This is a genomic window from Catellatospora paridis, from assembly GCF_009720365.1.
Taxonomy (GTDB): domain Bacteria; phylum Actinomycetota; class Actinomycetes; order Mycobacteriales; family Micromonosporaceae; genus Catellatospora; species Catellatospora paridis.
Genome location: NZ_ML769317.1, coordinates 343,775 through 356,656, shown reverse-complemented (window position 1 = coordinate 356,656; position 12,882 = coordinate 343,775). Strand labels below are relative to the sequence as shown.

Here is a 12,882-nt window from a genome sequence, read left to right as displayed (position 1 = left end):
GGGATACATCACCCGTGGCGCAGATGTGACTCGCCCTATCGCGCCACCCCGGGTGATCGGGGGTAAACGTCCGGCGGGTCTCGCGTAGTCGTATTGCACAGCAGTCGACGCCAGCCGAGGAGAGCCGTGCACACCGACTTCGAGGAGTACGTCCAGACCCGGTCCGGGCACCTGGTGCGCTTCGCGCACGTGCTGTGCGGCGACCGGCACCTGGCCGAAGACCTGGTGCAGGAGGTGCTCGCCAAGGCCTACCCCCGGTGGCGGCGCATCGCGGACGGCGACCCGGACCTGTACCTGCGTCGCGGGCTCATCTGGGCCAACTCGACCTGGTGGCGGCGGCGTTCCAGCCGCGAGTCCGCGGTCGAGCAGCCGCCCGACACGGCCTGCGGCACCGACTTCGCACAGCGGCACGCGGAACGCTCCGCGCTGTGGCAACTGCTGGCGACACTGCCCCGCAGCCAGCGCACCGTGCTGGTGCTGCGGTTCTTCGAGGACCTCGACGACCGGCAGATCGCCGAGCTGACGGGCCGGTCACCGGCCACGGTGCGGGTGCACGCGCATCGGGGACTGGCGCAGCTGCGCTCCCGGCTGGCCGTCCCGGTGTCCGGCACGGCGCAGGCGCCGCCGTCGGTGCCGGTGGCCGCGGTGCGGCGGCGAGCCGCGCAGCGACGCCACCGCGGGATAGCCGCGGGCGCCGCCGCGCTGGCGCTGACCGTGCTCGCGCTACTGGTGCCGTTCCTGCTCCCGCACACCCCGCCGCCGGTCATCACGCCGTCGCCGTCGCCCAGCGTGCTGCCGTTGGCTCCGTTCTCTGCCCCGCTGTCGGTGTTCCCTTACGAGCCGACCGTGCTGCCCGGCCCGCTGGCCGGGATGGCCAGCACGGTCGCGGTGACGGACTCCGCGCTGGTGCTCACCTTCGCCAGCCCGACGCGGCTCTGGAACAGCATGGAGCTTCGCGTGACTGCCGCGCGCCCCGACATGACGCAGGCCACGGAAACGACGACGATCGGGGGCACACAGGCTTTCCTGATGCGCGGCACCGCGTGGGACCGCGGGCTGCAGCTCGACCTCTGGTGGCAGCGCGACGGCCGCTGGTTGCAGCTGACCAGCAACAGCCTGCTCACCGTGGCACAGGCGCAGGCGTTCGCCGAGGGCCTGCGTCCGGCCGCGCGACCGGTCACCTCACGCCTGCGACTGGGTCTCGCGCCGGCCGGATACCAGGTCTGGTCGATGCGGCCCGACGGGATCTGTGTACGGGCAGTCGCGGCGCCGGCCACCGACCCGGCGTACGTCTTCGACACCCTGTGCGTCGGGCTGCAGCAGGCCGAGCACGTCGTCGGAGCGCCGCAGTTCAACGTCGGCTGGCTGCCGGCGCAGCGCACCGGCACTGCCGAGCGCCCGGCGCTGCGGGTGTTCCTCGACGACACCCGGATGGTGATCATCGAGCACGACATGCGGCTGGTGCCGCTGCGGTTCGAGGACCTGATCCGCATCGCCGAGAGCATCACCCTCGACGGGCACTTCCTCACCGGATAGTCCAGGTACCGATGACGCTCCGCCTGCGGGGTGAGCTGCTGGTTCACCCCGGTCCGGCCGTCGTGTCCGTCGACCGGTGGACAGCCGGATTCCATCGCGTGGTCGTCCCGGGGGCGGTGCTCCGAACGCGACGATCGAGGCATGGCAGTCATCGAAGTCCACGGACTCCGCAAACGGTACGGGCGGCATCAGGCCGTCGACGGCATCGACCTCACCGTCGAGCGCGGCGAGGTGTTCGGGCTGCTGGGCCCGAATGGCGCCGGCAAGAGCACCACGGTCGAGATCCTCGAGGGATACCGCCCCCGTGACGGCGGCGACGTGCGGGTGCTCGGCGAGGACCCGGGCACGGCGGGCCGGCGCTGGCGCGCACGGATCGGGGTCGTGCTGCAGCAGGCGAACGACAGCGCGGGGCTGACCGTACGCGAGGTGGTCCGGCACGTGGCGGGCTTCTACCCGGCGCCGCGCGACCCCGACGCCGTCATCGACCTGTGCGGCCTGTCGGACAAGGCCGACGCCAAACTGCGCACGCTGTCGGGCGGCCAGCGCCGCCGGGTCGACGTCGCACTGGGCATCGTCGGCGACCCCGAGCTGCTGTTCCTCGACGAGCCGACGACCGGTTTCGACCCGCAGGCACGGCGGCAGTTCTGGTCGCTGATCCGCAGCCTCGCCGCCGAGGGCACCACCATCGTGCTCACCAGCCACTACCTCGACGAGGTGGAGGCGCTGGCCGGGCGGCTCGTGGTGCTGGCCGGCGGCCGGATCGTGGCCGAGGGCACACCGGCCACGATCGGCGGCCGCACCGAGGAGTCGACGGTGAGCTGGCGCGACGCCGACGGCACGCACCAGGTCTCCGTGGCCGACCCGACCGCCCTGCTGGCCGGGCTCGCCGGCCGCAACGATCCGCAGCTGACCGACCTGCGGGTGCAGCGCCGCAGCCTCGAAGACGTCTACCTCGACCTGATCGGAGAAGCCCGGTGACCACCCTGACCGTGCCCCTGCCCTCGACCCTGCGCACCGGACTGTCGCGCGGCGCCGTCGAGATCAAGCAGTTCTTCCGCGAGCGGGACGCGGTGGTGTTCACCTTCGCCCTGCCCTCCTGCATCCTGATCATGCTCGGGTTCATCTTCGACGAGCCACTGGAAGGCTATGCCCAGGTGCACGCGAGCCAGGTCTTCGCGGCCGGGATGATCGCGTACGGGATCGTGTCGACGGCGTTCATCAGCATCGGCATCGGCATCAGCGGCGACCGCGACGACGGCACCCTCAAGCGGCTGCGGGCGACGCCCGCGACCGCCGGGGCGTACCTCATCGGCAAGGTCGTCCTGGTGGCCGTGACGACGCTCGCCGAGATCACGCTGATGCTCGCGGTGGGCGTGCTGCTGTTCGACCTGCAGCTGCCGACCGACGCGGGGCGCTGGCTGACGTTCGGGTGGGTGCTCGCCCTGTCGGTCATCGCCTGCACCCTGCTCGGCATCGCCGCGAGCTCGCTGGCCCGCTCGGCCCGCAGCGCTCCGGCGGTGATGAACCTGCCCGTGCTGGCGCTGCAGTTCTCCTCCGGCATCTTCGTCCACATCGCCGCGCTGCCGGCGGCGATGACCGCAGTATCGTCGTTCTTCCCGGTGAAGTGGATGGGGCAGGGCTTCCGGTCGGTGTTCCTGCCCGACGCGCTGGCGGCGCAGGAGGTGGCGGGACAGTGGGAGCACGGCAGGACGGCCCTGGTGCTGGCGGCGTGGTGCGTGCTCGGCCTGGTGCTGTGCCTGGCCACGTTCCGCTGGACCGATCGGCGCACGAGTTGAGCTCCGCGCAGCCCGGCCCGGTGGTCCTCCCGACCGCCGGGCCGTGCCCGCCGACACGGCGATGGCTGTGGCGCTGGGACATGTACCTGGTCACCTGCCTGGCCGTGGTGGCCGTGTCGGTGGCCCGGCACACCGAGATCGACGCGGCACCACGGGCCGTCGCCCTGACCTGCATCGTGATCATGGTGTTGAGCTGGGCCGTCGGGCGGCGCACCGCACCCGTCGATGACGATCACGACCACGAGACGGTCGGCGGCCGCTGGTACGTCGTCTTCCTCACGGTGCTGTTCGTGGTGGCGGTGACGGCCGACGAGATGAGCACGTTCACCCTGTTCGCGCTGTGCCCGATGGTGTTCCTGTGCCTGTCGCAGCGGCCCGCGCTGCTGGCCGTGGCGGTGCTGAACCTGGCCCCGCTGCCGATCAACCTGCTGCGCGGGGTCGACCTGGCGGCCATGCGCACCGGTGTCGCGATCAGCGTGCTGGGCCTGACGTTCTCCGTGCTGATCGGCACCACCATCGACCGCGTCACCCGCCAGAACGCCGAACGGGGCCAGCTCATCCAGGACCTGGAGGCCACCCGGGCCGAGGTTTCGGCACTGTCGCACGAGGCCGGCGTCGCCGCGGAACGGGCCCGGCTGGCCGCCGACATCCACGACACCTTGGCCCAGGGCTTCACCAGCATCGTCACGCTGCTGCAAGCGGCCGAGTCCGAACTGGACACGGATCGACCCGCCGCCGACCGGCACCTGGCCCTCGCGGTCCGCACGGCCCGCGACAACCTCGCCGAAGCCCGCGCGATGGTCACCGTGCTGACCCCGGCCGAGCTGCGGACCGCGAAGCTGGCCGAGGTGGTCGCCCGGCAGGTCGCCCGGCTGGCCGACGACACCGGCGCGACCACCAGCTGCACCGTCGAGAACCTGCCGCCCGCGCTGCCCACGGCCGTCGAGGTGGTGCTGGTGCGCGCGCTGCAGGAGTCGCTGGCCAACATCCGCAAGCACGCCGGCGCGAGCACGGTCACCGTGGACCTGATCGGTGCCGCCGACACGGTCACCCTCACCGTCTCCGACGACGGCACCGGCTTCGACCCGGCCACCGCCGCCGACGGCTACGGCCTGCGTGGCATGCTCGCCCGTGCCGAACAGGTCGCCGGGAAACTGGCCGTCCATTCCGCGCCCGGCCTGGGCACCACCCTCACCCTGGAGCTGCCCGCATGATCACCGTACTGCTGGTCGACGACCACCCGGTCGTGCGCGACGGACTGCGCGGCATGCTCAACGCCGAGCTCGACATCGACGTCGTCGGGGAGGCCGGCTCCGGCGCCGAGGCGGTCGTCATGGCCAGGTCGCTGCGGCCCGCCGTCATCCTCATGGACCTGCGGATGCCCGGAGGCGACGGAGCCACCGCGACCGGGCAGATCCTGGCCGAGCTGCGTGACACGCACGTGGTCGTGCTCACCACGTACGACACCGACGCGGACATCCTGCGCGCGGTCGAGGCCGGCGCGGCCGGCTACCTGCTCAAGGACGCCACCCGGGCCGAGCTGACCGCCGCGGTGCGCGCGGCCAGCCGCGGCGAGACGGTGCTCGCTCCGTCGGTCGCCGGGCGGCTGATCCGGCAGGTCCGCGGCGGCCCCGGGCAGCAGCAGTTGTCGGCGCGCGAAGTCGAGGTCCTCGGGCTCGTCGCGCAGGGCAGCACCAACGCCGACATCGGCCGGCAACTGCACATCAGCGAAGCCACCGTGAAGACGCACCTGCTGCGCGCGTTCGCCAAACTCGACGTGTCCGACCGCACCGCCGCGGTGACCACCGCGATGGCGCGCGGCCTGCTGTGAGGCGTCCCCCGCGGACACCCGGGTATGGCTGGCACTACCTCGGATCCGCCCCCTGGGCGGCTGGGCCGGGCCGCGCACGCTGGCTAGCGTGTCCACATGCCCTCTGACCAGCCAAGTCACGTCCTCGCCGCACTCGCCTCACCGCGTTACCTGATCTCGGAGTGGCCCTGGCGCGCTCTGCTGTCCGTGCTGACCGCACTGCCCGTCATCGGGGTCGCTGCGCTGCTGTTGTCGCCGGTCACGCTGCCGTGGGCCGGCTGGCTCGTGCAACTCGCCGAGGGCGGGATGCACACCGCGCCGCTGGTGGTGGTGTCGGGGCTCGCGACAGCCGTGCTCGCCATGTTCGGCACGCTGCTGGCGGCCCCGTTCGCCGCGCTGGAACGCCGCCGTCTGGGCATCGTCGACCCGCGCCCGGTCGACCGAGCGCCCCGGGCCGGCAGCGTGGGGTCCTGGTTCGCCGCCCGCTACGCCGCGCCGGCCGCGTGGCGCGAGCTGCTGTTCCTGGTGCTGCTCGCGACGGTCGCACCGCTCGCGTACGCCACACTGGCGTTCGCCGTGTTCACCGTCGGCATCCTGATCATCAGCCCGCTGCTGGTGGTCAAGGACGGCAAGGACCTCGCCGGGGTCGCCAATGCGATCACCCTCGGCCCCTGGCAGATCACCACCCCGGCGCAGGCGATCCCGTACGTGCTGCTCGGCCTGGTGCTGCTGCCCCCGCTCGCGTATCTGACCGGGCTGCTCGCGGCCGGCCACGCCGCCACGGCCCGGGTGCTGCTCGGCGGTGGAGGCCAGGCCGAACTGCGGGAGGTGGCCCGGTCGCGCACCCGGCTCGTCGACGCGTTCGACGCCGAACGCCGCCGCATCGAACGCGACCTGCACGACGGCGCGCAGCACCGGCTCACCAGCATGACCCTGCAACTGGGCGTCGCCCGGCTGGACCTGCCCGACGACAGCCCCGCCGCGGCGGCCCTCGACCGCGCGCACGCCGAGGCCAAGGACCTGATGGTGCTGCTGCGCGACCTCGTGCACGGCATAAGCCCGCAGACGCTGGCCGACCTCGGCCTGCCCGCCGCGCTGCGCGACCTGGCCACCCGCAGCCCCCTCGACGTCACCGTGAGCGTCGAGCCCGGGGTGGCCGACCGCTACCCGTCGCGGGTCGAGAACACCGCGTACTTCGCCGCCTCCGAGGCACTGGGCAACGTCGCCAAGCACGCCGGGGCCGCGTCGGCGGCGGTCCGGCTCGCCCGCCACGGCGACACGCTGGTCGTCGAGGTCCGCGACGAGGGCCGCGGTGGCGCCGACCCGGCGCGCGGCACGGGCCTGACCGGGCTCGCCGACCGGGTCGCGGCGGTGGGCGGGCGGCTGCTGCTGTCCAGCCCGGCCGGAGGCCCTACGCTCGTACGCGTGGAGCTGCCGTGCCTGCCGTGACCAGGGTGGTGCTGGCCGAGGACGGCGTGCTGCTGCGCGAGGGCCTGGCCGGAGTCTTGCAGCGCTTCGAGTTCGCCGTGGTGGCCGCGGTCGGCGACGCGGCCGCACTGGTCGACGCCGTGGCCGCGGAGGATCCGGATCTCGTGATCACCGACATCCGGATGCCGCCGAGCTTCACCGACGAGGGATTGCGCGCCGCGCTGGCACTGCGCGCCACCGACCCGGGCCGGGCGGTCGTCGTGCTCAGCCAGTACGTGCAGGCCGAGTACGCAGCGCGGCTGCTCGACAGCGGCGACGGGCGGCGCGTCGGCTACCTGCTCAAGGACCGGGTCGTCGACATCGCCGACTTCGTCGGGGCACTGCGGACCGTCGTCGGCGGCGGCACGGTGATCGACCCCGACGTGGTGCGCCGCCTGCTGCGCCACCGCAGTGATCCGGTCGCCGCACTGTCCCCGCGCGAACGGGAGGTGCTGGCGCTGGTCGCCGAGGGCCACTCGAACGCCGCGATCGCCCGGCGGCTGACGGTCACCGAGGCGGCGGTGGGCAAGCACGTCGGCAACATCCTCGCCAAACTCGGGCTCCCACCGACCGACGACACGAACCGGCGGGTCCTGGCCGTGCTCGCGTACCTGCGGTCGAACCCGGAGGGTCAGCGATGAACGGCAAATATCGGTAGCCTCCCCTCACAAAATCAACGGGGAGGTACCTTATGGAGACGCTGAGCAGACGTGTCGCGCTGCGCGCCGGACTGGCCTCGACAGCGGTGGTCGGCGGGCTGGCGGCCGGTGCGTCGGAGGCGCAAGCGGCACCGGTCGGCGCCGCCGCCACCACCACCACCACCGGCGAAGGCTGGATCTCGGTCCTCGACCACGGTGCCGTCGGCGACGGCACGACCGACGACACCGCCGCCATCCAAGCCGCGCTGAACGCCGCCGTCACCAGCAAGAAGAGCGTGTACTTCCCGGCCGGCCGCGTCTACCAGGTGCGGAATCAGCTCACCGCGCAGGGCCTCACTGACGTCGTCATCTCCGGTCACGGCGCGACCGTGGCACTCGCCGGCGGTCCGCCCTCGGTCAAGGGGCAACTGGCGATGTTGCGGCTGCAGAACTGTGCCAGGGTCAAGCTCGTCGGGCTGACCCTGCACGACACGGTCCGCGAACACCAGTACGACGGCGTCCGGATCGTGACGTCCACCGGGATCGTGGTGGAGGGCGTCCGAGTGCAGAGCGTGCGCTTCAACGGCATCGTGGTGTTCGATGCGACCCCGCGGTCGTCCGACGACATCGTGATCACCAACTGCACCACGGAGGACACCCGCTTCGGTATCTCGTCCAACGGCCGCGACGTCCGCATCACCGACAACCACGTGGCGATGGACTGGCCGTCGACCGAGGAGGCTCGCCGCTACAACGGCGTTCACCCCGGATACGGCAGCGACTCGGACTACTTCGACGGCATCTGCGTCTACGCCGGCGCGGACCGCACGGTGATCGCCAACAACACCGTCACCGAGATCGGCCAGTCGGGAATCTGGGTGGAGGCGGCCTCGAACGTCGTCATCGCGGACAACACGATCTTCGCTTGCCAACTGCACGGCATCGAGATCGACGGCACCGCCGATGTCGCCCACAGTGTGGACGGCCGAGCCGTCGGCATCGCCATCACCGGCAACGTGGTGATCGACTCCATCAACGGCAACATCAACCTGATACAGACGACCGGGGCGACGGTCGTGGGCAACCGTGTCGTCAACAGCAAGGCCACCTACAAGGCGACCTGCATCGCGGCCAACTTCTACACCACCAAGGTGACGATCACCGGCAACCAGGTCCGGCAGGCGAATCCGGCACTGCCGGCGATCTTCGTCACGGGCAACACCACGGAGCACCCCGACGGCATCGCGACCGAGGTCACGATCGCCTGGAACACGGTCGATGCCGCTATCCCGTACGCGGCGCCGACCGAGACCGTGGTCATACAGCGCACCGGCGCGGGCCTGATCACCGCGCAGGCCTCGCTGAAGACCAGCGGCAAGGTGATCGCGGGCGGCGGGCTCGGCATCGGCAACAGCGTCGCGGCGACGTCGGTCGGCTCGGTGGTACGCAAGATGGAAGTCTTCTCGTCGACCGGGCTGAGCCTCGGCTGGATCCCGATCTACAACAGCTGACGCGGCCGTCTTCACGGCCTTGGCGTGATCATTGCGATGTCTCAGCGACATCCGTGATCACGCCAAGGCCACTCGCCAAGTGCGGCACGCTATCCGTAGACCTCCAGTTCGTAGATACGGGCCGACGCGTCACCGTTCTGGGTGGGCACCAGGACGTCGAGCCGGATGTACCGGCCGCTCACCGCGATCGCGTGCTGGGTCACGCTGGCCGTGTTGCCGCGTACCTCAGTGACCGTTTCCCAGCTCGCGCCGTCGGCCGATACCTGCACGTCGTAGTCGCGGGTGTTCCAGGCCGGGGTCTCGGCACCGGCACCGGCGTGCCGCACGACGATCGAGGTCACTGCGTGAGCCGCGCCCAGATCCACGAGCAGCCACTTGTCCGTGCCGAACGAGCACCACTTGTCCGTAACGCCGCCGCCGACCGTGCCGTTGGCCGCCTTCGCCGGGCCCTCACCGGGAGTGCAGGAAGAGTCGGCGGTCACCGTAGCGCCCAACGCGAGATTCGCCGGACCGCCATCCGCCCCGTACACCTCGAACTCGGGGATGCGGGCTGCGCCGCTACCGACACCGGCTACGGTGAGCCGCACGTGGCGCGCCGGGGTGGCAGGAATCGGGTGGTACACACGGCTCGTGCGCAGCCCTGAGACGCTGACCGCGGCGGTCCAGTCGGCGCCATCGGGCGAGGTCTCGATGGTGTAGGCCTGCGCATTCGTGCCCGTCGACTCGCCGCCCAAGCCGGCGCTCTTCACCACGAACCCGGTGACGTCCTGGGTAACGCCGAGGTCGACCTGGAGCACCTTCGGACCGGCCGTCAGCGAGCACCACTTGGTGCCGAGGTCACCGTCGAAAGCCCGGGCCGCCTCTTCGCCCGCCACGCACGGGGGCGATCCGGTCGCAGGCTGCCCTGCGGCCAGGTTCTGGCCGAATGCAGGCGCCGGCGGCGGGCTGAACCCATCGTCGAACGAAGGCGGTGTCTCGGCCGGGGGCGCCATCATCAACGAGCTGGCTCCCATCGTGTAGCGAAGCGTCGCCCCGTTGCCGATATCGGCATAACGCAGCCACGTTCGTGGGGCGCGGACCCCTTCGTCGGTGCTCATCTCACCGTTGAGCGAGAACGCCTTCACGTACGGGTTGTCCTGGCCGGCGTTCGTGGCGTTGATCGTTATGTCGCCGTTGGGCCGGTCGACGACGATCGAGGGGAACAACGGTCCGTGCAGCGCCAGCGTGTCGGCGCCGGGAGTCGTCGGATACATGCCGAGCGCGGCCCAGACGAACCAGGCGGAGGTCGCGCCGAGATCGTCGTTGCCGGGAAGGCCGCCGGGCCCGGTCGTGAACGACTCGTTCACCACACGTCGCACTACGGTGCTGGTCTTGGCGGGCGCACCGGCGAAGTGGTAGATCCATGGCACGCCGTGCTCGGGCTCGTTCCCGATGTAGAAGTACGGGGCGGACAGTCCACCGTTGAGCTGGTGGAAATGGTGATCGAGCCGCTGTATCGCCGTCTGACGGCCGCCCATGAGTTCGATCAGCGCCCGGTAGTTGTACGGGACCATCCAGGTGTACTGCGACGCGTTGCCCTCCACGAACCCGGTGGTGCTGCTCGGGTTGAGGGGCCAGGGCCAGGTGCCGTCGCTGTTGCGGGCTTGGATGTACCCCGACTCGGCATTGAACACGTTTCGCCACCACTGGGACCGCCGGATGTACGCGTTGTACCTCGCGGTGTCGCCCAGCGCGCGGGCGAACTGCGCGACGGCGAAGTCAGACGCCGAGTACTCCAGCGAGTCGGAGGCGTTGCTGTGGACGTACTGCTGTTGGACGTAGTCGTACTGCCAGGTGCGGATCGCGGTGCCCTGCATGGTGCCGCCGTACGAGCTGCGGTCCATGAGGGTCAGCGCGGTGGCGGTGTCGAAGTCTCGCGCGCCGAAGGCGTACATGCTCGACACGACGATCGGACCGGGATCGCCTCTCATGACAAAGCGTTCGATGTTGTTGTGCGACCACTTCGGCAGTAGCCCGCCCTGCTGACCGGCGAGCACCATGGACTTGGCCATGTCGCTCGCCTCGGCGGGGGCGATCAGCGCGATCAACGCCGCCCACGAGCGGTACACGTCCCAGCCCGAGAAGTTCTGGTACACCGGGTGGCTCGCGGTGTGAATCCCGTTGTCGAAGCCGCGATACTGTCCGTTGACGTCGTTGGCCAGGCTTGGGTTGACCAGGACGTGGTACAGCGCCGTGTAGAACTTCTGCAGATCGGACGCGGACCCTTCGGCCACCCGAACCCGGTTGAGGATCGCATTCCACTCGCTGTCGGCGTTCGCGCGCAGGCTGTCGAACGCGAAGCCGGGATGCTCGGCCGCAAGGTTCGCCTGTGCGCCGGCCTGGCTGACGAACGAGATCCCGACCTTCACCTGCACGACAGGGTTCGTGGTCGTGTCGAAGGTGAAGTAGCCACCGGACTGGACGCCGCTCGCCGCCGTCGAACCGGCCGAGATCGTGCTGCCGAGCCAGGTGCCGACCGTCTTCGGGGCCCGGTCGAACTCCAGCCGGTAGAAGACCTGGTAGGTGCCCGTGTGATGGCAGAAACCGCCGCCCGTGAAGCTGCCGGTGACTGTGTTACCACTGATGTTGACAGATCCCGCATGGCGACCGGTTGCGCTGCGGCTGGTGTTCAGCAGGACCTGCGCGGTATCGGTCGGCGGGAACGTCAGGCGCATCGCCGCAGTGCGGCGCGTCGCTGACAGCTCGACCTGGGTTCCGCCGTAATTGTCCAGCACAGTCCGGTAGTACCCCGGTGCCGCGCGTTCGTTGGCCTTGCTGAACGTCGCGCTGTACGACCGCCAGTTCGCGTCCGTGCCTGGCGAAGCGGTCAGGCCGCCGGTGAGCGGGAGGATGCCGATGTCCTCGTTGTTCGCGCATCCGGCGCCGCTGAAGTGCGTAAGGCTGAACTCCTCGATCTGCGTGTCGCTGTAGCGGTAACCCGAGGGCGACGCGTTCGGCGTGTCCGGGCTGAACTGCACCATCCCGAACGGCAGCATCGGACCCGGCACCGTGCTGCCACCGGCGCCGCCAGGCACCGGATCCGGCGCGTTGCTGAGGTCCGTTCCGATGAACGGGTTGACATGGGAGGTCGGGTTCATCGCTGCCGCTCCCGCAGGGCGGCCCGTGAGGATCAGCGTCGGCACGGTGACCAGGGACGCCGCGAGCAGCACGCCGATGACACCCCCGGCGACCAGACGTGCGCCCCGACGGTACTTCCCGGCAGCGGCAGGGGATCGGTGCATGGCCACTCGGTTCTCCATCTGGGACGGCGCGAGCTACGTAAGATCAGCGATCTTATACACGAACATCACCCATCGAAGCAGCTCAATCTCATGCCAGGGGGGCGTGCCACTGCCGCACGGAGGCGGCCACCGGCCACGGCAGCCAGGCAGGCCCACCGGTGCGAGCAGACCGCGCCCGGGCGCCCGCTCGCACCGGCGGCCTATCGGGTGGCGACGGTCGCGGTGAGGTGGCGGGCGTTCGCCCAGACCGCGTAGAGGGCGGGTGCGGGCAGCAGGAACAGCCCGATCGCCGGTTTGGCGACCACCGCGGCGGCCAGGATGCCCAGGATGGCGAGGTTGGCCAGGCTGAGATACCAGTATCGGATCGACAGGTAGGCGCAGGCCAGTGCCGTTTTCCACGTCGGTTTGGCGTCCGCGGCCAGCAGCGCGGTGGCAGTCGCGACGACCAGCGCGATGAGCAGCACCAGCATGGGGGTCACCGCGCCGAAGGGGCCGCCGAGGGCGAGCTGGAAGTCGACGGCGAGCACGATCACGGCGACGGCCGCGGCGACGGCGACGGCCAGCGCCCGGCCGAACGAGTTGCGGTATGCGGCCCAGAAGGTCCGGCCGACGCGGTGCTCGCCTTCGGACAGGGCCCGGAATGCGGCGAACGCGGCGGCGGCGGCCGGTCCGCAGACCACGGCGAGTGCGGTGAAGAACGGCCACGCCTGCAGGGGGCTGCCGCTGACGGCGAGTGCCGCGAGCAGGGGCAGGCAGGCGGCGACAAGACACAGGTTGATCTTTAGTCCGGCGTACACCGTGCCGAAGACGGTGTCGTAGGGCAGCCGGGCGAGCAGTCGCATG

Annotated in this window: 10 protein-coding genes; 8 read left to right on the top strand and 2 right to left on the bottom strand. The window is 70.8% G+C overall.

Annotated features, from left to right (window positions below; genetic code table 11):
• Positions 1–126 precede the first annotated feature (126 nt).
• The 8 genes from F9C41_RS42035 to F9C41_RS19425 all read left to right on the top strand — a co-directional run bounded on the left by F9C41_RS42035 (position 127) and on the right by F9C41_RS19425 (position 8,758).
• Positions 127–1,536, top strand: a complete 1,410-nt coding sequence (locus tag F9C41_RS42035; RefSeq protein WP_155388241.1) for a SigE family RNA polymerase sigma factor — start codon at positions 127–129, stop codon at positions 1,534–1,536.
• Positions 1,537–1,677: 141 nt separating this feature from the next.
• Entirely contained in the window at positions 1,678–2,514 is an 837-nt protein-coding gene (locus F9C41_RS19455; protein ID WP_196279844.1) for an ABC transporter ATP-binding protein, read from the top strand.
• Complete coding sequence (locus F9C41_RS19450) at positions 2,511–3,332, top strand: ABC transporter permease (protein ID WP_155388240.1); 822 nt, start codon at positions 2,511–2,513, stop codon at positions 3,330–3,332. Before F9C41_RS19455 ends, F9C41_RS19450 begins: the two co-directional genes overlap by 4 nt.
• A 20-nt stretch (positions 3,333–3,352) precedes the next feature.
• Positions 3,353–4,546 carry a sensor histidine kinase gene (locus F9C41_RS19445; protein WP_155388239.1) on the top strand — a complete coding sequence of 398 codons (1,194 nt, stop codon included), beginning with the start codon at positions 3,353–3,355 and terminating at the stop codon, positions 4,544–4,546.
• The gene (locus tag F9C41_RS19440) at positions 4,543–5,163 is read left to right on the top strand and encodes a response regulator (RefSeq protein ID WP_155388238.1); all 621 of its coding nucleotides are present in this window, start codon (positions 4,543–4,545) and stop codon (positions 5,161–5,163) included. The genes F9C41_RS19445 and F9C41_RS19440 overlap by 4 nt, the downstream gene beginning before the upstream one ends.
• A gap of 96 nt (positions 5,164–5,259) precedes the next feature.
• Positions 5,260–6,591, top strand: a complete 1,332-nt coding sequence (locus tag F9C41_RS19435) for a sensor histidine kinase (RefSeq protein WP_155388237.1) — start codon at positions 5,260–5,262, stop codon at positions 6,589–6,591.
• Positions 6,579–7,250, top strand: coding sequence for a response regulator (locus tag F9C41_RS19430; RefSeq protein WP_155388236.1), 672 nt, complete (start codon positions 6,579–6,581; stop codon positions 7,248–7,250). The genes F9C41_RS19435 and F9C41_RS19430 overlap by 13 nt, the downstream gene beginning before the upstream one ends.
• Positions 7,251–7,300: 50 nt before the next feature.
• A complete protein-coding gene (locus F9C41_RS19425; RefSeq protein ID WP_155388235.1) occupies positions 7,301–8,758 on the top strand; it encodes a right-handed parallel beta-helix repeat-containing protein in 1,458 nt (485 codons plus the stop codon).
• Positions 8,759–8,847: 89 nt separating this feature from the next.
• Here F9C41_RS19425 and F9C41_RS19420 read toward each other — a convergent pair whose 3' ends face one another.
• Together F9C41_RS19420 and F9C41_RS19415 are read right to left on the bottom strand one after the other, a co-directional pair.
• A complete protein-coding gene (locus F9C41_RS19420) occupies positions 8,848–12,039 on the bottom strand; it encodes a GH92 family glycosyl hydrolase (RefSeq protein WP_155388234.1) in 3,192 nt (1,063 codons plus the stop codon).
• 200 nt (positions 12,040–12,239) lie between these two features.
• The gene (locus tag F9C41_RS19415; RefSeq protein ID WP_155388233.1) at positions 12,240–12,881 is read right to left on the bottom strand and encodes a DUF624 domain-containing protein; all 642 of its coding nucleotides are present in this window, start codon (positions 12,879–12,881) and stop codon (positions 12,240–12,242) included.
• Position 12,882 lies beyond the last annotated feature (1 nt).